The 20,685-nt window shown below is 64.5% G+C and carries 14 protein-coding genes; 9 read left to right on the top strand and 5 right to left on the bottom strand.

Annotation, left to right across the window (positions count from 1 at the left end):
- Nucleotides 1-27 precede the first annotated feature (27 nt).
- The 3 genes from K8640_RS41510 to K8640_RS41500 form a co-directional block, all read right to left on the bottom strand.
- On the bottom strand, nt 28-378 hold the full coding sequence (locus K8640_RS41510; RefSeq protein WP_223752134.1) for a hypothetical protein: 351 nt from the start codon (nt 376-378) through the stop codon (nt 28-30).
- Nucleotides 379-480: 102 nt separating this feature from the next.
- Nucleotides 481-993 carry a hypothetical protein gene (locus K8640_RS41505; RefSeq protein ID WP_223752133.1) on the bottom strand — a complete coding sequence of 171 codons (513 nt, stop codon included), beginning with the start codon at nt 991-993 and terminating at the stop codon, nt 481-483.
- Nucleotides 994-1,267: 274 nt separating this feature from the next.
- Nucleotides 1,268-2,956: a hypothetical protein gene (locus tag K8640_RS41500; protein ID WP_223752132.1), complete on the bottom strand. Its 1,689-nt coding sequence runs from the start codon at nt 2,954-2,956 to the stop codon at nt 1,268-1,270.
- Nucleotides 2,957-3,098: 142 nt separating this feature from the next.
- Here K8640_RS41500 and K8640_RS41495 point away from each other — a divergent pair, with 142 nt between their 5' ends.
- The 7 genes from K8640_RS41495 to K8640_RS41465 all read left to right on the top strand — a co-directional run bounded on the left by K8640_RS41495 (nt 3,099) and on the right by K8640_RS41465 (nt 14,373).
- Nucleotides 3,099-4,604, top strand: coding sequence for a sigma-54 dependent transcriptional regulator (locus tag K8640_RS41495; protein WP_223752131.1), 1,506 nt, complete (start codon nt 3,099-3,101; stop codon nt 4,602-4,604).
- 52 nt (nt 4,605-4,656) lie between these two features.
- On the top strand, nt 4,657-8,070 hold the full coding sequence (locus tag K8640_RS41490) for a DEAD/DEAH box helicase family protein (protein ID WP_223752130.1): 3,414 nt from the start codon (nt 4,657-4,659) through the stop codon (nt 8,068-8,070).
- Nucleotides 8,067-9,575 carry a class I SAM-dependent DNA methyltransferase gene (locus K8640_RS41485; protein WP_223752129.1) on the top strand — a complete coding sequence of 503 codons (1,509 nt, stop codon included), beginning with the start codon at nt 8,067-8,069 and terminating at the stop codon, nt 9,573-9,575. Before K8640_RS41490 ends, K8640_RS41485 begins: the two co-directional genes overlap by 4 nt.
- Nucleotides 9,572-10,780: a restriction endonuclease subunit S gene (locus tag K8640_RS41480; RefSeq protein ID WP_223752128.1), complete on the top strand. Its 1,209-nt coding sequence runs from the start codon at nt 9,572-9,574 to the stop codon at nt 10,778-10,780. Before K8640_RS41485 ends, K8640_RS41480 begins: the two co-directional genes overlap by 4 nt.
- Nucleotides 10,774-12,489, top strand: a complete 1,716-nt coding sequence (locus K8640_RS41475; RefSeq protein ID WP_223752127.1) for an AAA family ATPase — start codon at nt 10,774-10,776, stop codon at nt 12,487-12,489. The genes K8640_RS41480 and K8640_RS41475 overlap by 7 nt, the downstream gene beginning before the upstream one ends.
- Entirely contained in the window at nt 12,486-13,427 is a 942-nt protein-coding gene (locus K8640_RS41470; protein WP_223752126.1) for a hypothetical protein, read from the top strand. Before K8640_RS41475 ends, K8640_RS41470 begins: the two co-directional genes overlap by 4 nt.
- A gap of 181 nt (nt 13,428-13,608) precedes the next feature.
- Nucleotides 13,609-14,373, top strand: a complete 765-nt coding sequence (locus K8640_RS41465; protein WP_223752125.1) for a hypothetical protein — start codon at nt 13,609-13,611, stop codon at nt 14,371-14,373.
- 136 nt (nt 14,374-14,509) lie between these two features.
- On the opposite strand, the gene K8640_RS41460 is transcribed toward K8640_RS41465, so the two are convergent.
- Together K8640_RS41460 and K8640_RS41455 are read right to left on the bottom strand one after the other, a co-directional pair.
- Nucleotides 14,510-15,772, bottom strand: coding sequence for a hypothetical protein (locus tag K8640_RS41460; RefSeq protein ID WP_223752124.1), 1,263 nt, complete (start codon nt 15,770-15,772; stop codon nt 14,510-14,512).
- Between the two features lie 544 nt (nt 15,773-16,316).
- Nucleotides 16,317-17,609 (bottom strand): nucleotide-binding protein, encoded by a 1,293-nt coding sequence (locus tag K8640_RS41455; RefSeq protein ID WP_223752123.1) that lies wholly within the window; start codon nt 17,607-17,609, stop codon nt 16,317-16,319.
- A gap of 650 nt (nt 17,610-18,259) precedes the next feature.
- Between K8640_RS41455 and K8640_RS41450 the strand changes: the two genes are divergently transcribed.
- Nucleotides 18,260-18,643 (top strand): DUF1269 domain-containing protein, encoded by a 384-nt coding sequence (locus tag K8640_RS41450; RefSeq protein ID WP_223752122.1) that lies wholly within the window; start codon nt 18,260-18,262, stop codon nt 18,641-18,643.
- A gap of 12 nt (nt 18,644-18,655) precedes the next feature.
- Nucleotides 18,656-20,638, top strand: coding sequence for a sigma-54-dependent Fis family transcriptional regulator (locus K8640_RS41445; protein WP_223752121.1), 1,983 nt, complete (start codon nt 18,656-18,658; stop codon nt 20,636-20,638).
- The last annotated feature ends 47 nt before the right edge of the window (nt 20,639-20,685 follow it).

Raw genomic sequence — 20,685 nt, 5'->3', positions numbered from 1 at the left:
GCGAACGTCGCCATGGCGGGCTCTTCCTCAGTGGATGGTGGGCTCCTGCGAGCTGTTCGGGTTTTTCTGCATCAACTCGAAGCTCGCATCCAAGCAGCCGGTGATGATGTCCATCCGCTCCTTCTTGCTGCCCACGAGGAGGCGCAGATGGAGAAGGATGCTGCTCACCGTCAGGCTCGTCTTTACCGCGTAAAGGCTCATCCACCCGAGGTGGAGGAGGGTAGCGAGGCCGCCCTCGTCGTCGAGGGCGGCTTTCATGGCCAGCTCGTGCTCGCGGACCATCGGTCGCAGCAACTCGAGGCTGATGGACTTTGCCTCCTCTTCCGTCATCGGCCGGACGAGGCGGTGGCTACGCAGAATGGTGAGGATGTGCTTCACGGTGTCCTCCATGCGCGCACGGAGGCCGGAGCCCCGCGTGACGCGCTTGAAAGCAGCGCGCCAGCAAGGCGCAGGTGGGGTGGGGTGAGCTTCGTGGACGCTTCAGGCAGGGCGAGAGTCGGGCCCCACGGGGCCGTTGCCCCTGCGCTTGCCGCTGGTCGCGGTGGTTCGGCCCGTCGCTTGGCGCGGGGCAGGGGAGGAGGACTCCTCCTTGCCGTTGGAGGCGCGCTCCTCGTGTGGTCTGCCGCGGACGAGGGCCTCCAACGTATCTTGGCGGGCCATGAGGCTCGCGATCTCTTCGCGCAGTTCCTGGAGGGTCGCCGCCATCGAGCCGAGTTCCTCGTGGACGTCGTTGATGAGCCCCTTGAACTCGGCGACCGCGTTGGTGTTCAAGGACGCGAGCTTCTCCAACTCACCCGGGGGCAGGTCGCTGTGGAGACCCTTGAGCATCGCGTCCCCGACGCGCGGCGTGATGCCGAGGTCGGCGTCATCGAGCCACCGGCTGATGCGCTCGCGATGGGCATAAGCACGCCCACCGAGGGCGGCTGCTGCGGCACCCAGAGTCAGTTTTCCGAGGTGGTTGATGATGACGGGGGGGAGGGGAATCACGGCCATGCGGAAGCTCCTGGCTGAGGCCCAGAAGTCATTTCCTGGGCTCATGTGCTGATACCCACCGGGACCTTCGTTCTTTGAATTCTTGGAGCAGCCCGCGCCGGGCCAGCGTCCGCGTCTGGTGGTCAGGCCCAGTTGTTCCGAAATGGCACGCTTGAGGATATCAACGAAGGGTCAGGTCCTCGAGCTCGAAGCCGCCGACGGCGCTGAGCCGATGAGTGAGCGGACGCTCCGCGCCGTGGCGCACGCCAGGACGTGATGCGCCTGCCAGTTCTTCTCACGCCGCTTCGCCACCGCTTGGAAGCGCCAGCACGCCAGCTTCGAACGATCCCTTCGGCAACGTGAGCGGACTCGCCGCCTCGGCGGCCTCGTCGGTCAGTTCCACGTTCAGCGCACGCAGCGTGCTCTGTGCCTTGCGGAGGAGTAGGTCGAGCGCCTTCTGGGCCTTGCGGATCTCGTCCCCGAGCCCGTCGACGTTCTTGCGAATGGCGTCGCTGTGCTTCTCCATCTTCTCGAGGCGGTTCAGCTCCCCCTCGATGCGCATCTCGATGTCACGCAGAGCAGCGATGTCGCCGGCATCGCCCGCGGTCTTGGTGCGGGTGACGAGGCCGATGCCGAGCAGGATGGCCGCGTGCAGGTATGCGTCGGTGGTCAGGTCCCGATCGTCCCACACCACGAGGACGTTGTTCCCGTAGCGCGCAAAGCGAGGGAAGACGTCACTCGCGTGCGATCGAGCCATCACGAACACGCCGGCTGCCGCGTCGCGGTTCTTGCGGGCCGCGTCCAGTTCGTCGAGCGCCTTCTGCACGGTGTAGGTCGCGTCACGCTTCGCCTCGAAGACGACGGCGGCACCGGCGAAGGCGCTCTCCTCCGTGAAGCGAACGACGGCATCGCCCTTCTTGCTCCGGCCGACGCCCGTGCTCGCCCCGGTGGCGTCGAAGACGCACGGCGCGCCCTGGGTCGCTGCGCGAAGGAAGGAGATGACCGCATCCTCGAACACGAGGCCGCCGCGCGTGCTCTTCTGGTCCTGCGCGCGCCTGGTCTCGATGCGCGTGAGCGCCTCGCGAACCTCCTTCTCGAACTGCATCTGTCGATCCTCCTGGCGCTTGGCGAGCACGAGCTGGGTGTTGCCTTGCTCCTGCAAGAGCTTGGTCAAGCTCGCCTTCAAGATCGCCATCGGCGAGGAGGGCGTGTCGGGGTTCACCGCCGCGAGTACTTCCTGGCGCGCGCCGTGGGTCTCCCGCACCAGCCGGCTCAGAAGGGAGTTCTCGTCATTGGCGTCGAGCGCAGCCAGTGCGGCGGCGAGCTGCTTCTGCCGGTCTTCGTCTGCGCCCTTCAGCTCGTCGCGCAAGCTCTTGAGGAAGCGGGCGACCGCGCCGTCCTCGGCGAGCGGATCGAGCGCGCGCACCAGCGCCGCGTGGCTCTCGCCCATCACGGCGCGGAGCTGGGCCTCAAGCACCTTCACGAGGCCCGTGCTGTCAGTGGGACTCAGCTTCTTGAAGAGGGGGCTCGTCTCTCCCACCTGCTTGGCGAGTGCCTCGGCAAGCACGCTGTTTCGCGGGCCGAGGTACTTCTCGAGCAAACGCGCGAGGACGCCCTGGTCATCGACGAATGCCGCGAGCCGCTGGGTGACCTGGCCATCGCTGGGATCAAAGAAGTGCGCGAGCACGGTGCTCATCGTCTGCTGTTGCTGCTCGACGTGGAGCTTCAACTGGCGATCGATGTCGACGAGCAGGGTCGCGCCGACCTCCTTCAGCTTTGACTCCTGCGCTGCCGCGTGCGCGTTGGCGAGCGCGCGCAGGCCGATGGTCCAGGCGTCGTGCGCGAGCTGGTCACGTCCAGCCTCGTCGAGCTCTCCGAACAACGTGATGCTGTCGGGGCGACGGTCGCGGAGATCGAGCGCCACCTCGTCGGCAGCGAAGAGAACGGAGACCTGCAGGGGCTGGATGCGAATCGTGTTTTTCATGGCGAGGCCCCACTGCAGCGACCGGGCCAAGCCGATGGTCGGGTGTTCAGAGTGGGCGTGGCAGCGTGATTTCCATGGGTTGGCGCCTGCGCCGACGATAAGACTCCTTGTCGTAGCGCAAGGCCTCTTGTAGTGTCGCCCGGTGCGCAAGGTTCTCGTCGCTTGGATTGGCAAGACCGATCTCCGAGCACCTACCGAGAGCGAGGCGGTGGGTATTGGTCCGATCGCGCAGGCGCTTACGGGCCGGAGCTTCGACGAGGCTTTCCTGCTCTCGGACTACGACGACAAGGTCGTTCAGCCCTACGTGAAGTGGCTGACGGGACGCTGTTCGACGCGGATCGAGGTGGTGCCGGAAAAGCTGTCGGGCCCCACGCAGTTCGGCGAGATCTACGAGGCCGCCGTCCGCGGCATCGAGCGTGCGCTGGGCGACCGACTGCGCGAAACGGCCCTCTCGCTCCACCTGAGCCCCGGCACGCCGGCGATGGCGGCCGTGTGGATCATTCTTGGCAAGACCCGCTTCCCGGCCGAGCTGATCGAGTCCTCGCGAGAGCACGGAGTGCGCACCGCCTCGGTTCCCTTCGACATCTCGGCCGAATTCCTGCCCGACCTCCTCCGAGAGCCGGACGAGCGTCTGCGGCTCGTCAGCCCCGGCGAGGCTCCTTTAGCCCCCGAGTTCGCCGACATCGTCCACAAGAGCCGCGTCATGGACCGCCTCATCCAGCGCGCCCGTCGCGTGGCCATCCGCAACGTGCCTGTTCTGATCGAGGGCGAATCAGGCACCGGCAAGGAGCTGCTCGCGCGAGCCATCCACCGCGCGAGCCCGCGCAAGGACAGCCCCTTCATCGCCGTGAACTGCGGCGCCATCCCCGCCGAACTCGTGGAGTCAGAGCTGTTTGGCCACGAGAAGGGCGCCTTCACCGGCGCGACCCAGCAGCGCACAGGACACTTCGAAGCGGCCGATGGTGGCACACTCTTTCTCGACGAGCTGGGCGAGCTGCCCGGCCCCGCGCAGGTGAAGCTGCTCCGCACCCTTCAAGAGGGTGAGGTCGTGCGCCTGGGCTCGAGCAAGCCGACGAAGGTCGACGTCCGCATCATCGCCGCGACGAACCGCACCCTCACCGAAGAGATCGCCTCGGGACGTTTCCGAGAAGACCTCTTCTACCGGCTCGCCGTCGCCGTCTTGAAGATCCCTCCACTCCGCGAGCGCTCCGGCGATCTCGGCATTCTCATCGACCATCTGATGGCTCAGGTGAACCGCGAGGCCGCCGGCGAGCCTGGCTTCAAGGAGAAGAGGCTTTCTTCTGGCGCAAGAAATCTTCTTCTCACCCATCCCTGGCCGGGCAACGTCCGCGAGCTGCTGAACACCCTGCGCCGCGCTGCCATCTGGAGCGACGGCGCGGCGATCTCCTCGGAAGACGTGCGCGAGGCCCTCTTGCCCGTTGCCGTCACCACGCGCCCCGAGGTGCTGGGGCGACCGCTCGGATCGGGCTTCAACCTCTCGGAATTGCTGAAGGAGGTCGCGTGCCACTACCTGGGACGCGCGATGGACGAGGCCCACGGCAACAAGACCAAGGCCGCCGAGCTAGTGGGCCTCCCTAGCTACCAGACCTTGACCAACTGGCTCGTGAAATACGAGGTGCAGAGCTGATGGCACGGTCGTTGAACAGAGTGTCGGCATGGTCGGCTCCGAGGTCCCGCACATGAAGTCGAATAACTTCGAATTCCTGCGTCCGCGCCGAGCGGTCCTGGCCGATCTCGCCGGCTTCGCCGAGCGCTACGCCCACGAGGACCCTGCGAGCTCGCTCATCAAGCAGCGAAGCTTCGTCGAGCACGCGGTCACCGCCATCTACGAGCGCTATCGGCTCCGCCCTCCGTTCTCCGATAACCTGAACGACCTGATGACCGCCGAGCCGTTCCGGCAGTCGGTGCCTGAGGTCGTGCAGAACAAGCTCCACGCCGTGCGCAAGGCTGGCAATCACGCCGCGCACCCGCGTCGGCCGATTACGAGTCAACTCTCCCTTGAGTGCCTCGCGCAGCTCTTCGACATTGCCCGTTGGTTCCACGTGCAGGTCGATGGAGGCGACCTCAGCGCCGCGCCCAAATACGCGCCGCCGCCGCCCGAGCCCGCAGGTGCCACCAAGACGAAGGACGCGCTCGAGAAGCTCCGGCTCGCCGAGGCGAAGTACGAGTCGGTGCTCGCCGCGCTGGAGGCCGAGACCCAGAAGCGCCTCGCGGCGGAGCGGGCTGCCACGGAACACGCCACCGAGCTCGAGAAGCTGAAGGAGGAGGGCCAGAAGGTCGCCTCGTTCCTCCAGTTCAACGAAGAGACGACCCGCCGTCGCCTCATCGACCAGGCCTTGATCGCAGCGGGCTGGAACGTCGGCGCGAGCGGCGCGAACACCGAGCAGGTGCGCCAGGAGGTGCGGCTCACCGGGATGCCAACGCCGACGGGCGAGGGCTTCGCCGATTACGTGCTCTATGGCGATGACGGAAAGCCGCTCGCGGTCATCGAGGCGAAGAAGACCGCGAAGGACGCCCGCGCTGGCGGCGAGCAGGCCCGCATGTATGCGACCTGCCTCGAGAAGGAGACCGGTGTACGCCCGGTCATCTTCTTCACCAACGGCATCGACGTGTTCCTCTGGGACGATGCGCAGGGCTATCCGTACCGCAAAGTCTACGGCTTCTACTCGAAGGACAGCCTTGAGTACCTGGTGCACCAGCGCGCGAACAAGAGGCCGATGGCGGCCGTCGAGCCGAACCTCGCCATCGCGAACCGCATGTACCAGCTTGAGGCGGTCAAGCGCGTCTGCGAGCGCTTCGAGGGCAAGTTCCGCAAGTCGCTCGTCGTGCAGGCCACGGGCACCGGCAAGACGCGCGTCGCCATCTCGCTCTGCGACGTTCTCATGCGAGCCGGGTGGGTGAAGCGCATCCTCTTCCTTTGTGACCGGCGCGAACTGCGCAAGCAGGCGGACCGCGTCTTTAAGGAGTTCATGCCGGGCGAGCCGCGCGTCATCGTCGACGCCAGCACCGCGAACGACCGCGACAAGCGCATCTACCTCGCCACCTACCCGGCGATGATGAAGTGCTTCGAGGACTTCGACGTCGGCTTCTTCGACCTCATCATCGCCGACGAGTCACACCGCAGCATCTACAAGAAGTTCCGCGCGCTCTTTCAGTATTTTGATGCGCTCGAGGTGGGCCTCACGGCGACGCCGGTGCGCTTCATCGAGCGCAACACCTACGAGCTGTTCGGCTGCGAGGACCGCGATCCGACCTCGCACTTCAGCTTCGAAGACGCGATCCAGAGCAAGCCTCCATTCCTCGTGCCTTTCCGCGTGATGGCGGTGAGCACGAAGTTCCGCCGCGACGGCTTCCGCTACAAGGACATGACGGACGAGCAGCAGGCCGAACTCGAAAACCAGGACCCGCAGGCAGCGTCAGTCGACTACGACAGCGAGGATCTCGACAAGTACTTCTTCAACAGAGACACGACGCGCGTCATCTGGCGCTCGCTGATGGACGGCGGCATCCGCGAAGCGACGGGGAGCCACGTCGGAAAGACGATCGTCTTCGCACGCAGCCACGCCCACGCCGTGCACCTCGCCGAGGTCTTCAGCGAGATTTACCCGCAGTACGGCTCGACGTTCTGCCGCGTTATCGACAACCAGGAGCCGAAAGCCGATCAGCTCATCGACGACTTCAAGAACCCCGACAGCGAGCTGACCATCGCGATCTCCGTCGACATGCTCGACACCGGCATCGACGTACCCGAAGTCGTGAACTTGGTGTTCGCGAAGCCCGTGAAGTCCTACGTGAAGTTCTGGCAGATGATCGGTCGTGGCACGCGGTTGCGAAAGGATCTCTTCGGGCCGGGTCGCGACAAGACCGAATTTCTCATCTTCGACCACTGGCGGAACTTCTGGTTCTTCGACGAGAAGTACAAGGAGACACAGCCTTCGCCGCAGAAGTCGCTGCTCCAGCACCTGTTCGAGACTCGCGTGGAGCTGGCCGCCGTCGCGCTCGACAAGATGGACCAGACCACCTTCGAGGCCGCGGCCGCGCTGATTCTCGGCGACATCCGCGCCGTGCGCGACACGAACGCGATCGACACGCGCGACAAGTGGAAGGAACTCGAACTGCTCGCTGATGGCGACCGCGTCCACCACTTCTCCGCTGCGACGAAGGCCGACCTGCTCTCCATCGTCGCGCCCCTCCAGCACCTACGCAGCATCCGCGGCGACGAAGACGCCTACCGCTTCGATCTGCTCATGACGCGCCTCGAACTCGAGCTTCTGCGAGGTGGCCCGAGCGCGCCCAAGGTCTTGGACCTGCGCGCCCGCGTCGAAGAGGCAGTCGAGCTGCTCGCGAAGAACCTCGCGCCGGTGAAGGCCAAGGCCGAGGCGATCCAGCAGGTGCGGAGCAAGGACTTCTGGGCAGCCGTCGAGGTGCACCACCTTGAGGGGCTGCGTCGTGAGCTGCGCGGTATCATGAAGTACCAACAGCTCCCGCCCACGACGCGCGTGGCGCCGCAGGTCTTCGATGTCACCGACGACGGTCATGTGGCCGAGACCTACATCCCGAAGCTTGAGGGCCTCGACCTCGTCGAGTACAAGCGGCGTGTCGAGTCGGTGCTGCGCGAACACTTCACGGAGAACCCGACCTTGCAGCGCATTCGGGCCGGCAAGAGTGTGCGCGACGACGAGCTCGAAGAGCTGGCGCGCCTCGTCCTCGAGGTCGACGACAAGGCCAACGTGAAGCACCTGGCGGGGCACGACCCGGAGACGCGCAGATCGCTCCTCACCGTGTTCCGTGGCTTGGTCGGACTCGATGCCGCGGCTGTCGAGCAGGCGTTCTCGGCGTTCGTCCACAAGCACCTGCGCCTCTCGTCGCAGCAACTCCGCTTCCTGCAACTGCTGCAGAACCACATCACCCAGAACGGCGGCATCGAGCTCGAGCGGCTCTACGAGCCACCGTTCACTACCCTCCATGCCGAGAGCATGGACGGCCTCTTCCAAGAGCCCGGAGACATGGATGAGCTCCTTGCCATCCTCAGCGTCTTCGAGCCCAAGCGCACCGCGTCGAACGACCGGCCCCCAGCAAGCCAGGCATCATGAGCACACTGACCACACAGCTGAAGAGCGACATCGACAAGCTCTGGACCGAGTTTTGGACCGGCGGCATCACCAATCCGCTCACCGTCATCGAGCAAATCTCGTTCTTGATGTTCGCGCGCCTCCTCGACGTCATGGAGACCACCGGCGAGCGCAAGGCCGAGCGCCTCAAGAAGCCCTTTCAGGGGCGTTTCCAAGGTCCGAACGACCCGCGGCGCTGGAAGAACTTCAAGCAGAAGGACGCCGCCGAGATGCTGCGCGTCGTGCGCGACGAAGTCTTCCCGCACTTCCGCAAGCTGAACGGTGGCACGAGCTTCGCCGAGTACATGCGCGACGCCCAGCTCATGATCATGTCGCCCCGTCTACTCGTCTCGGCAGTGAACATGATCGACAAGCTGCCGATTACCGAAGGCGACGCGAAGGGCGATCTCTACGAGTACCTCCTGAGCAAGCTGACGACGGCGGGCATCAACGGCCAGTTCCGCACGCCCCGCCACATCATCCGCTTCATAGTGGAACTGCTCGAGCCGAAGCCGACGGACACCATCGGCGATCCCGCGTGCGGCACGGCGGGCTTCCTCGTCGGCGCGATGCAGTATCTGGTCGAGACCCACACCTCGGTGAAGGGCAAGCTCAAGGGTGAGAACGGCGAGACGATCTACACCGGCGACCTGCTCGAGCCCTACCGCGAGCACATCCAGAACGGGATGTTCCACGGCTTCGACTTCGACGCGACCATGCTCCGCATCGCGTCGATGAACCTGATGCTTCACGGTGTCGACAACCCGGACATCCACTACCAGGACACGCTCTCGAACTCGTTCCCCGAGAAGTTTCCTAAGCAGGCGACCGGCGGCTTCGACGTCATCCTCGCCAATCCGCCCTTCAAGGGCAGCCTCGACGAGGGAGACGTTCACCCCACGCTGACCCAGGCGGTGAAGACGAAGAAGACCGAGCTGCTCTTCGTCGCGCTCATCCTGCGCATGCTCAAGAAGGGCGGCCGGAGCGCTATCATCGTGCCGGACGGCGTCCTCTTCGGCTCATCGAAGGCGCACACAGCGCTGCGGACGATGCTGGTGAAAGACAACCAGCTCGAAGCAGTGATTTCGCTCCCCTCCGGCGTGTTCAAGCCATACGCCGGCGTGTCGACGGCGATCCTGCTCTTCACGAAGGGCGGCAAGACCGACCACGTGTTCTTCTACGATGTCGAGGCCGACGGCTTCTCGCTCGACGACAAGCGCGACCCGGTGAGCGACAACGATCTGCCCGATGCGCTCGCGTGCTGGAGGAAGAAGAGCGCAAAGAAGGACACCGACCGCACCGCGAAGCACTTCTTGGTGCCCGTGAAGGAGATCGAGGAGAAGGACTTCGATCTCTCAGTCAATCGCTACAAAGAAGCGAAGCACGAAGAGGTGAAATACGCCCCGCCCAGGCAGCTCGTCGCCAAGCTGCGCGCGCTCGAAGCGGAGATCGCGAAGGACCTGAACGAACTGGAGGCGATGCTGTGACGACCTCCGTCGCGCTTGAGCGGGTTGCGCGGGTCTTCAATGGGAAGACGCCGGCGAAGACTGACCAACGATCACAAGGTCACCCTGTACTTAAGATTCGTGACATCGATGACGATGGCCAGTTTCGTGGCTCGTACGAATCCTTCGTGGAGCCTCACTTCGCGGAGCAATTCCGGGACCGTATGGTCCGTGAAGGCGACACGCTGATCCTCAATGCCGCGCACAATGCAGACTACGTAGCGTCGAAGATAGCCCTTGCCGGCGCAGAAGTGGCGGGTTCGCTGGCGACCGGCGAGTGGCTTGTAATTCGACCGACCGATGCAGATGCTCGATTCGTTCATTACTGGGTCCGGTCGTTAGGAGCGCGTCGGTCGCTTCGTGACCTCGTAAAGGGAATCCATCTCTATCCTAAGGACGTCGCCCGACTGTTAATTCCGGCGCCGCCTCTCGCCGAGCAGCGCCGCATCGCCGACATCCTCGACAAGGCCGACGCCATCCGCCGCAAGCGCAAGGAGGCCATCTCCCTCATCGAGGAACTCTTGTGCTCGGCGTTTCTGGGGATGTTCGGCGACCCGGTGACGAACCCGAAGGGGTGGCCTACCGAGACCATTGATGAGTTGTGTGCCCGCGGAGCCGGACTGGTCGATGGTCCCTTTGGCTCGTCCCTCAAGCCCGAGCACTACGTCGACGCTGGGGTGAAGGTCGTTCGCAACTGGAACATCTATGACGACCGCTTCGACTTCTCGGAGTTTAAGTACGTCACCCCCGCAAAGTTCGAGGAGATTCGGCGGAGTGAAGTCCTTCCCGGCGACGTGCTGATCACGACGAAAGGTACTGTCGGCGATGTCTGCGTCGCTCCAGACCTTGGCGGGCCTGCTGTACTTTCGGCAAGTGGAACCGTGAGGTTGCGTGTTCCTCCGGGCGATAGTTTTCTGCCTGAGTTCATCGTCGCGCAGATGACCACGCCAACATACAAGCGCTACCTGCATACATTCGAGGCCGGGAGCGCCCAGCAATATCTGAACCTCTCGGCAATTCGAAAGATGCGCCTGATTCGGCCACCGGTTGAGGCGCAAGGGGCTTTTCGAGCGTTCAGAGCGCGTGTTCGTCATGCGCATGCTGACGCAGCAGTCGCGCACACTGAAAGCGATCACCTCTTTAGCTCTCTTGTCGAACATGCGTTCTCCAGGGGCCCCGCATGCTGACTTCCCTTGAGATCGAGAACTTCAAGGGCATCGCCGCCCGTCAGCGCATCGACTTCGCACCGCTAACGCTACTCTTCGGCGCCAACAGCGCGGGCAAGAGCACCGTCTTGCAGGCGCTGCTCTACCTGCATGAGCTGATCGAGCGCGGCTCGGCCGACGTCGATCGCACCGAACTGGGCGGCAACGTGCTCGAGCTCGGCGGGTTTGCCCGGCTTGTGCACCGTCATGAGACCGAGCGTGCCATCGTGCTGCGCGCCGAGTTCGCTACGCCCGGAGCACTTGAGCGTTTCGGGCGCGACCTCAGCGACTTCCCGTTTCCGGATTTCGACGACATGATCGAGACCGCTTGGCTGGAACTGGAGGTCCGCTATCGGCGGACTCCGACGTTTCGGGGGCCAATCATCGATAGGGTGACGATCGGAGCCAACGGCATTTCCGAGCCACTTGTTCGGATGGCGAACGGTGAATCGCTGAGAGCCGGAGAGCCGCTCTACGTTCAGGTCAACCTCGGCCACCCTGTCGTTGCGACGCTCCGAACGTCGCACCCGCATCTGTGGCCCGCGCTTGAGGCTGGTCATCCTTGGCTGGATATTGACGACCTCCTCCAAGAGGAGAGGCACCAATTCGAGGCAACCATCGATGAACTCTCGGCGGTAGCGGTTTCCCAGGATTTACTCGCACGAGCACTTGGGAAAGAGGCCGAGTTCGCCAACAAAGCTGACCTACGGTGGCGGCCGTTTTTTGCGATCGCGCGATCGCGTGCGGGAGCGTTGCCTGGCTTCTCGGAAGCGCTACGCGTGCTGCCCGCGGGAGACATCGAAGGTGACAAGGAGGAGCTCGTTTCGCTTCGCCGCCAGCCTTCCTTCGATAAGAAGCGCGTCGAGGCGCTTGAACAGTCCATCTCTGCACGAGAACGCGCTGCACAGCACGTGCGCACGTTCCTCGAAATGGTGGTGCTCGGCACGACGGCGCAGCTCGCGGCGTTCCTGCGCGATGCACAGTACATCGGCCCGCTGCGGACAATCCCTCCGCGCGGCTTCCTCTACGAGCGCGCGGGACGCATCACAAATTGGGCCGACGGCCTCGCCGCATGGGACCTGCTCCTCGCCGACCGGCTCACGCTCATCGAGCGCACGAACGCCTGGCTCCGGCGCCTCGGGGCGGGCTGCCAGGTCGTCGTCCAGCAACTCTTTGAAGGCAACGCGGACGCCGAGGACCTGTCGGGCGGCCACGTCGATAAGACCGTGCGCCGGCTGCTCCTCGACACCGGCGCGGGCTCGTTCGTGCTGCCGTCGGAGGTGGGCGCGGGCATCTCGCAGCTCATTCCCGTCATCGTTGCCGCCATTGAAGGGCGTGGTGGCCTCACGCTCGTCGAGCAGCCCGAGATCCACGTGCACCCTGCCGTGCAGGTGGGGCTGGGTGACCTGCTCATCGAAGCAGCGAGCCGCGAGGGCAGCCGACGCACGTTGCTCGTCGAGACCCACAGCGAGCACCTCATCTTGCGCCTCTTGCGACGCATCCGCGAGACAACCGAGAAAGAGCTGGCCGAGGACGCGCCTGCGTTCAGCGAGGACAAGTTGAGCGTGCTCTACGTCGAAGCGAACCCGGGCGGAGTTCGTGTGCGCCGCCTGCGCGTCGACGAGCGCGGGGAGTTCGTCGATCGCTGGCCCAAGGGCTTTTTTGCCGAGCGCATGGAGGAACTCCTGTGATTCACGCCTTCGCGCTCGAGCCGGAGGTCGTGGCCACCTGGGGACGCCGCGAGGAGTTCCGTTTCATCCACGATAAGTTCGGGCTCGGCACGCCGCGCGTGCTGCTTGAGCTGCCCGCGTTCAGCAAGTGGAAGAAGGCTGTTTACAACGCCGCGAGGGCACTCGACCTGTCTCAGGGGGACATGAAGCGCATCGAGGAGCTGTTCCGGCTCTTCGGCGAGCACAAGCATCGGCGCGCCAACGAGGTCTACGACGACCTGCTGACGTGGCTCGCGAACGCCGAACATGAGTGGACGCGCAGCCCCTTCGCCGGCATCGTCGCCTCGCAGAACCCGCGAAACCATGAGGGCGTACTGGTCCCCGACCAGCTCGACGTGGGGAGTTCTCGCTGGGCGTGCGAGATCGGCGCGTCCCCTTCGCGTACGCCGAAGGCATTGGCGCTTGCTCTCTCGGCGATGGTGACCAACTGCCGTCAGCTCCACCTCGTCGATCCGCACTTCGGCCCGGAGAATGCACGTCATCGAATGGTGCTCGAAGCGTTGATGGGCATCGTTGTGGACAACGGGCTGACTCTCGACATGGTGCGGGTGCATTGCAAAGAGAAGTCGACGCTGGAGTTTTTCGAGCAAGAGGCCGCCAAGATGGCGGCGCGTCTGCCGAGCGGCGTCTCGGTCGAGTTCGTCCGTTGGCGGCAGAAGGCGGGTGGCGACAAGCTGCACAACCGCTACGTGCTGACGGACGTCGGCGGCGTGTCGCTCGGTGTGGGCCTCGATGCTGGCGGTGCGGGTGAGACAGACGACCTGCTCCTGCTTCCTCGCGCTCAGTACGCGCTGCGGTGGGGGCAGTACGTAGAGGAGAACGGCTCATTCGAGTGCGCGGATCGTCCTGCGATCGTCGTCGGCACGCGGACACGCGCGCCGCAGAAGGGCGGTGGGTGATGGCAGTGCCGAGCCTGGACACGGCGATGCTCGAGGCGCTCTGCGGGGTGCTCGGAGATACGGGCGACGGTCTCACCGGCTCCGAAATCGGTGCGCTGCTGCGCCAGTGTCAGAAGGAACGACACGCAGGCCCCGATTTCATGACGGAGTCGAGGCTTTTTCGACGGGTGGAGTGTGTACTGTGACTGACGAGCAGGTTCGAGAGGCAACCGCACTTCTTTATGGCCTCAAGCGGGACATTGTCTGGAAGTGGCCCAGGACCGACCGGTACCGGCTGTCTTGGCGCGACTGTGTATGGAACCGGGATCTCAACAAGTACCTGCGTGAGCCGGAACTCCTTCGGAGCGTGAAATGGATCATCTGCCCTGATAATCCGGGCGATCAGGAAAGGATGCATCGTCGGTATCTGAGCAGTCGTGAAGAACGGAGTGCCCACTGGTTTGCCGAACAAACATTGGGCGCCGACTTCTTTGATGAGTCCGTGATGATTCTAAACAAGACACCGCTGTCATCGAGAGTCACCACAGGACTGGATGCCTTCGAGCCGGCTGCCGTTCGTGATACGCAGGTGGCGATGGCTCGCCTGATGGTAGATTTGTTGGCTTTGACGAGGGCCAATCTTTGGATTCTCGGTGTTACGGGATGCAAATGGAGGAAAGGGTGGCCTGAACTTCGCATCCCCGAGCCGAACCCGCCGGCGGCAATCCGAAACGTGGTGCCGTTTTACAAAGCCTTTCGGGACCTGCTGCTAGCCAGAGAGGATTGCGATCAGCTACTCCCGCGGGTGTTTATTACGTACCATTTCTCAAGGGACTGGTTCGGTAGGGGGAATCGAGCATTCAAGGTGGCACTGAAGGCTGGCCTTGTTCCTGCACTCAGTCGCTGGCCCATTCGAGAGACCTTGTTTCCGGATTTGGACTGCGAGCATGATGAGGTTGGTGTCTGATACGCGTGTCGTGACGTGCCACCGAGATCGGACTGGAGTCTTTTGAGTCTCAGCTCCTGCTCGTGCCGTCTTACGGAATGCGCGCCACTGCTTCGCCACAGGTCCGAGGCGGATTCGAGCGGCCGCCGGGGCTGGCTCAAGCGCGAACGCCCCTCTTGGTGTAGCAGTACAGCCCCTTGGCGCCGTCGGTGCCGACAAGGACGAAGCACGGATTCTCTCCAGTGAGTCGCCCGTTCCAAGTCCTCGGCTCCGTGACGGCCGGCTCAATGATTTCGTCAAGCTTGAGCCCGTTCTCCTCCATCTCCATGAGTCGAAGGATGGCGCTCACCTTCGTGTCGCCGTTGAGGTGAAACACTCCCGTGTAGTCCGAGGCCCTCCACACCGAGCCCGGGAAGTGGGGACGGTCGATGACCAGATCGGTATCTGCCAGATGCCGAACCTCGAATCTGACGTATGGTGTCCCATTCGGGCCGCCCGCGCGATCATCGAGCCGCTCGACACCGGGATGCGTGGACAGCCAGAGCCTCAACTCGGCAATGACCGCGTGCAGGTCCGGGAGAATATCTCTGCTCGGGACGAACGCTCTCGGGCCATCCATCGCTGCACGCTTGGCGCCGACCCGTGGCTTTGGGCGACGCGAATCCTCCGGCTTGGCAGTCTTGGGCCGGACCGCGAAGCGATACGCGGCGGCCTTTCGCCGCCAGGCCACATCCAGCGCGATCCGGCAGCCCGGCCCGAATGCGGCGAAGAGCGGCCCAAGATGCACTGCACCACCAATATGCTCCGCAATGTAGGAAAGCAGGAGCGATTGCACCTCGGGCAGTTCCGCGAGATCACTGGTCACAACTCCATTCCGGCTGAACTCGACCCAGCTGCGATTGGGCATCGGGAAGCAGTTCACGAGGCTGAGCGTCAGCAGTGCGCGCCGAGCGAGTTGCTCTGGCTCAACTGGAATTGAATTTCGCCCCGAATCGAGCAGGTGCGCGATCTTCATTCCCCGGTCCTTGAGCTGGAGCGGCGCCGGCCCCCAGCGGCAGCTGAAACGGGTCGGCTTCCGATTCGGTGGCCACGAGCCCGGGATGAGCCTGCGCGAGAGCAGCTCTTTCAGATCTGCGCCGGGGGCGCCTCTTCGCTGCGCGACGAGCCCCCACAGGCCAGCGAGGGGCTCGTTGTCGGCAGCGTACAGGACGGTCCCGTCACGCCGGACGAACTCAGTGCCTTTGGGTGCACGCCCCGACACCAGCCTGAACGGCACGACGTTATCCGGTTTGGCGAGCTGGTCCGTCAGCCATCGCTGGTATTCGCGGAGCGAGTCCGGCTCGAAATACTCGGTGCAGGCGAAATCAATCCAGTCCAGGAGTGATCCTTCCCAGCTTTCCAGTTTCACCGACTTTGTCATCCGGTCCTCGTGCAATCTTCGTTGCCGCCGCAATGCTTCTTGTTTGTCGCTCCAACCGTAGCTCGACTGTAGCTATCGGGCCTCGTCCGAGGACAGCACGTCTCCTGTCGGCGACGTCGACGGAAGCCGGAGCTCCACCTTCGGCCTCGCCACATTCGTGCAGAGCGACTCCCAGGGGAGCGTCGCGTAGAGGCTCACGATGTCCCCCTTCGGTCCGTGCGTGACCCAAGCGAGCTTGTTCCGGTTCGCCCTGTCCGCCAATGCCAAGCTGATGAAGGTGTGGCGGTATCGTGGACCCGCCGGCCTCGCAGGCCGAGCAGCTCGGGTTCTTCCCGGAGCTGCCCGTGGACGACGGGGCGCGCGGGTGCTCTCCGCGCCGGTAGGGAACGACGAGGTCGTCAGCCGTGGGCGCTCGCCCCTGCTTACGATCCCATTCTTCCTAAGCCCCCGGACATGGTTTCTGTCCACCCCACCGGTTGAGACGTCGGCGGTAGCGGCTGGGCGCCAAGCGCCTCGGGCCGCCTCACCCCGAGGCTTCCCTGCGCTACCCTGCCGCTTGGCCGCGGAGGGCGTCCTGGACGAACTTCTCGGAGGCCGGCGGCAGCGCAAAGGCGGCCCGTACGCGGTTGTACGCCTGAACGAGGAACTGCAGTTGCTCCTTGTCCGTCCACGTGGTGCTCTCGTGCTGGGAGAAGGCTTCCGCCTTCAACCCGCGCGCCTGCTCGCTTTGAAACTGCGCTTCCCAGCGCAACTCACTTAGGCCGGTCGCGCCCGCCTCTACAACCAGAGGCATGCGCGCCCCTAGGTGCTGCATCATCTTCACCCCGCGCGATAGGAACTCGCCCCACTGCCGCACTAGGTAAAGGTGAGTGAGGAAGGGCGCATCCCCCGATCCGGCCGCTAAGATGTTGCGGTCGAAGCCCCAGAGCTCGCCCGTTTCGTCGAACCACTGAGTCGCCGTCGCAATGGTGGATTGAGACTCGACCTTCCCAGAGAAGAGGTCACGCCTGGAGAGGATGTCACGCCAGAGGAAGCCCAGGCTGTTGGGGCCCGAGTTCCCATTGCTCCACGCCCCGAGCGGCTGCGGTCGCAGCTCGGTGGGAATGCGTTCAATCTCGTGTGCTGTCGGCGCCTCCTTCGGCCAGCCGGCGGGAATGATGCGCATGTAGCCGCACGGGCCCGGCCAGATCGAGAGTTCGTGCATCTGACCCTTGCGCATGAGGTCGCGGTGCTCGAGCTTTGCATCGGCGCTGAACCAGACCGACCTGTCCGCGCCAGGTGCACGTGGAGTGATGCTGCTCGCGGGCGGAGCGCTTCCACGCACGTGCTTTAGGATGGCCCCCAACCGTACCGCCAGCTCGCTCACCAGGGCCTCGTGCACCTCAGCCCTCTTCGCCGGATCGTCCTGCTTTCGCAGTCGGTAGGTGACGGGTCCGCTCCGGTGCCGGATGTCGAACGGCAAGTCCTCGGGGCGGCCCCCGAGGTGGGCGGTGTTGGCGACCAGCAGAACCTGCTCAGGGCCGAGCGCCTTCATCGCGTAGCCGAGTTCGAAAAGGACATTCGGGTTCTGCAGATGCCGGCCGTTCTCTTGGCGCTTGGCCACTGTGCTCACGTCGGCCACGAAGACAGCCGCATTCTCAATCTTCCCGAGAATCGTCGCGGCGATGTCTACCATCCCCGCAGTGCCCTTCACATCGTGGTCCACCTCGGGCCGCTCGCTCTCCTCAAGTTCCAGGTCCGCGGCGACCGTTTTCAGCGCATCTTCCAGCGCTTCGCGCACGAACACCTTACCTACCTCGCCGGCGTAATCCGCCTGCCATGACCAGAAGACCTTCAAGAGCACCTCCGCTGACGGCTGACAATCCAAGCCTATCAAGCACAGCGGGCGTGGCCGATATCTGTGGCCAGTCAAGGACACGGGCGAGTACGGGGTGGACCGGCTCCTCGCGAGGGCGCTCCGTTTACACGCCCCTCTCCCGCCGCTGCTTGCGGTGGAAGGCCCTGGACACCAGGAAGCGTCCCAGAGGCCGGGCCAAAGTGTCCCAAGCGTTCCACCGCAAAGCTACCGTCTCGCCGCTGCGCATTCCGATCAGGAAGAGGAGCGCGTAGAGAACGCACCGGTCCTCCGGATGGCGCGTGTTCGAGATGAGAACCTCCATCTCCTCGCGGGTGAAGACCGCGGTGGAGCACCTCTCCGGGTTCTTATCCACCTTCGGGGGAGGCCCCCTCTCTTGAACGCGCTGGGGTACCACCACCAGAGCACTCGTGCGGCCTGGGCAGGACCGGTGGCTTACTTCGTGGGAATCCGCCCTGACTCTGGCTCCTGTTCATGGGATTCCCAGATGGCCGGGAACCGAAGAGAGGAGGGCGAACGCGTCGGCGCGTCTAACCGGCTGAAAAGACTGGAGTGTCTCCTGGCACGCTATAGGCAATGAGGATGGTTGAACCCTCAACCAGGAGTTAGCGATGTCCAAGGATTCAGCCCTCATGCTTCTCAGGCAGATCGATACCACTGGTGGCCTCATCGTCAGGGGCTACCAGTCGCTCCAGACGGTGCGCGAGGCCATTCAACTGGCGGTCCGAGAGGCGGGCTACCAGATCACCTTTGATCCCGGCAGTGCCCCCGAGCTGGTGGACTACTTGCTGGTGGCCGGCCCCCAGGGGATTGAGAAGGCCGCACAGGGGGCCCTGCTGGGAGCGCTGGTGGGATTGCTCTTCGACAATCCCAAGCTGGGCGCCACCATCGGAGCCGGCCTGGGGGCGGCGAAGGGCCTCCAGGAGGGAATCCAGAAGGTGGAGCACGGCTGGCGCATCCGCGCGATCCACGACGAGTACCGCAACCCGGTGATCACCATCGACGCCGTGCGCTAAGAGCGAGAGACCATGGTCCAGATCGACGAACTTCTGCCCGACGCTCCCCTCCAGAGTGAGGTGGTCCTCCACGTCCGCCTGCACCTGCGGCGGGTCATCCGCGGCAGCGGGGAGGAAGCCTCCCGGGCCTTGGCGATGTTGTTCGGTTTCGCCCGAGCCGACGGAGCGGCCCCGGACTGGAGGAAGGCTGCGGCCACCCCTGCTCCGCTCCTGGCGGGCGCGCAGCTGGCTGCCCGCAAGCGCGGCGGGGGGGATGTCGTCGCTCTGGGGCATGACGCCCAGCACTTGGCGGAGTGCAAGCAGTGGCTGTTGGAGCGAAAGCAGCAGGACGATGCCTTCGCGAAGATCCTCGCGACGGACCTGGCGACGCTCCTTGAGCTGTCGAAGGCCCGGGATCTGGCTGTAGCGCAGGGACAGGATGAGCAGGGGCAGCCGCGGCCCCTGCCCATCCTGATCCAGGGGGAGACGGGCACGGGAAAGGAGCTGCTGGCCAGGGGCATCCACTCCCTCTGGGAGCGGCAGAACCCTGGCCTCACGGCTCCGTTCCAGGTGGTCCATGTCGCGGGGATGACGGATGACCTCATCAATGACGAGCTCTTCGGGCACGTCCCGGGGGCATATACCGGAGCGGACAAGGAGCGGGTGGGCAGGATCGAGGCCGCCCATGGTGGCACGCTGCTGATCGATGAGGTGGGAGACCTGCCCCCGGCGGCCCAGCTCCGACTGCTGCGCTTCCTTCAGAGCCAGCGCATGTCCCGCGTCGGTGAGAACAAGGAGCGCTTCATCAAGGTGCGCATCATCGCGGCCACGTGGCGCAAGCTCGATGAGCTGGTCTCTCGGGGACAGTTCCGCATGGACCTCTTCCATCGGCTTCGCTACGGGTCGAGCCTCACGCTTCCGCCGCTGCGCGAGCGGGAGAACTTCTTCAAAGAGGTGGTCCCCCAGGTACTCCAGAGCCGGGGCCACACGGCCAAGCCGTTGCTGACGCGCAGCGCGCGGGATGCGCTCACCCTGCATACATGGCCGGGGAACTTGCGAGAGCTGGTGGGCGTGCTCGAGGAGGCGATCTCCCTGTCGGGAGGGGACTCGCTCCGAGTCGAGCACCTGCCGGCCCGCCTGCAGCGTCCCTACCTCTCCCTGCCGCTCTACGAACGGGCCAGTGGTTTCCTCTCAGACGAGGTCGATGGACAGCAGCTCAACGAGGAGCACGTCCGCTGGCGGGTCGAACAGATCGCCCGCTCGTTGGAGACGGTCCAGCGGCCGGAGCCCACGCCCGAGCTGAAGAAGCTGGCCGAGTTCCTCGCGGCAGTGGATGACCAGACGCCCGAGCATCAAGCGGTGGTCAAGGCAGTGGAGGCTTTCATCCAGCAGGATCAAGCCCAGCGGTGGCAGCTCTTCCTGAAGGAGGTCTGGGCGGTGCTCGCCAACCAGGATGTCCCCCCTCTCGTCGTGAGCGGGCTCCGTAGCGCGGAAGCCGAGGCTCAGTTCCGTGCGGACGAACTCACGCGGCAACAGCGGGAGCACGAGCCGCACGTCAGTGCGATGCTGGAGCAGGACCCCTGGATGAAGCTGAGAATGGAGCTTCAGGGCCTGCCCTTGTTTCAGCACCTCAAGGGCGAGGGCGATACCGACGCGGGTAGCTTCATCGTGGGGATCCTTAGCCTCGTGAGGACCTTCATCCCCTCGGCGGTCGAGAGGATCCGGGCTGAGGCCCAGAAGGGAAACTTCCTGAAGCGTCTCCAAGAAGGCACTCTCCGGCCGGGTGGCGCGCTCGAGAATGGCGCGAGACAGAGTGCGGCCGAACTGGAGGCACCGCCGAAGAGGCGCGCCGAGGAGCTGTCACGTCAGGAGTGGGAAGCCCTCACGAAGAACCACAAGACCCAGGCCGAGGCGTGCAAGGCCACGGGCTACGATCCCAAGACCATCGTGAAGTATCTGGCCCAGCATGGCCTTCCCAACCCATGGTCCAAGAAGGACCCGAGTGGAGCAGCATGAGGGGACACCGCGGTGCCCAGCAGCGCGAAGACTCCGGAAGGATGGAC

It is taken from the genome of Myxococcus sp. XM-1-1-1, from assembly GCF_020037095.1.
Taxonomy (GTDB): domain Bacteria; phylum Myxococcota; class Myxococcia; order Myxococcales; family Myxococcaceae; genus Myxococcus; species Myxococcus fulvus.
The sequence above is the reverse complement of the archived record's forward strand: the minus strand, read 5'-3'. Positions and strand labels throughout refer to the sequence as shown.

What these genes read in the sequence shown, in the direction of transcription:
- K8640_RS41505 (WP_223752133.1), bottom strand. Translation starts at nt 993, where the DNA reads ATGGCCGTGATTCCCCTCCCCCCCGTCATCATCAACCACCTCGGAAAA.
- K8640_RS41445 (WP_223752121.1), top strand. Translation starts at nt 18,656, where the DNA reads ATGGTCCAGATCGACGAACTTCTGCCCGACGCTCCCCTCCAGAGTGAG.
- K8640_RS41475 (WP_223752127.1), top strand. Translation starts at nt 10,774, where the DNA reads ATGCTGACTTCCCTTGAGATCGAGAACTTCAAGGGCATCGCCGCCCGT.
- K8640_RS41485 (WP_223752129.1), top strand. Translation starts at nt 8,067, where the DNA reads ATGAGCACACTGACCACACAGCTGAAGAGCGACATCGACAAGCTCTGG.
- K8640_RS41490 (WP_223752130.1), top strand. Translation starts at nt 4,657, where the DNA reads ATGAAGTCGAATAACTTCGAATTCCTGCGTCCGCGCCGAGCGGTCCTG.
- K8640_RS41500 (WP_223752132.1), bottom strand. Translation starts at nt 2,956, where the DNA reads ATGAAAAACACGATTCGCATCCAGCCCCTGCAGGTCTCCGTTCTCTTC.
- K8640_RS41460 (WP_223752124.1), bottom strand. Translation starts at nt 15,772, where the DNA reads ATGACAAAGTCGGTGAAACTGGAAAGCTGGGAAGGATCACTCCTGGAC.
- K8640_RS41450 (WP_223752122.1), top strand. Translation starts at nt 18,260, where the DNA reads ATGCTTCTCAGGCAGATCGATACCACTGGTGGCCTCATCGTCAGGGGC.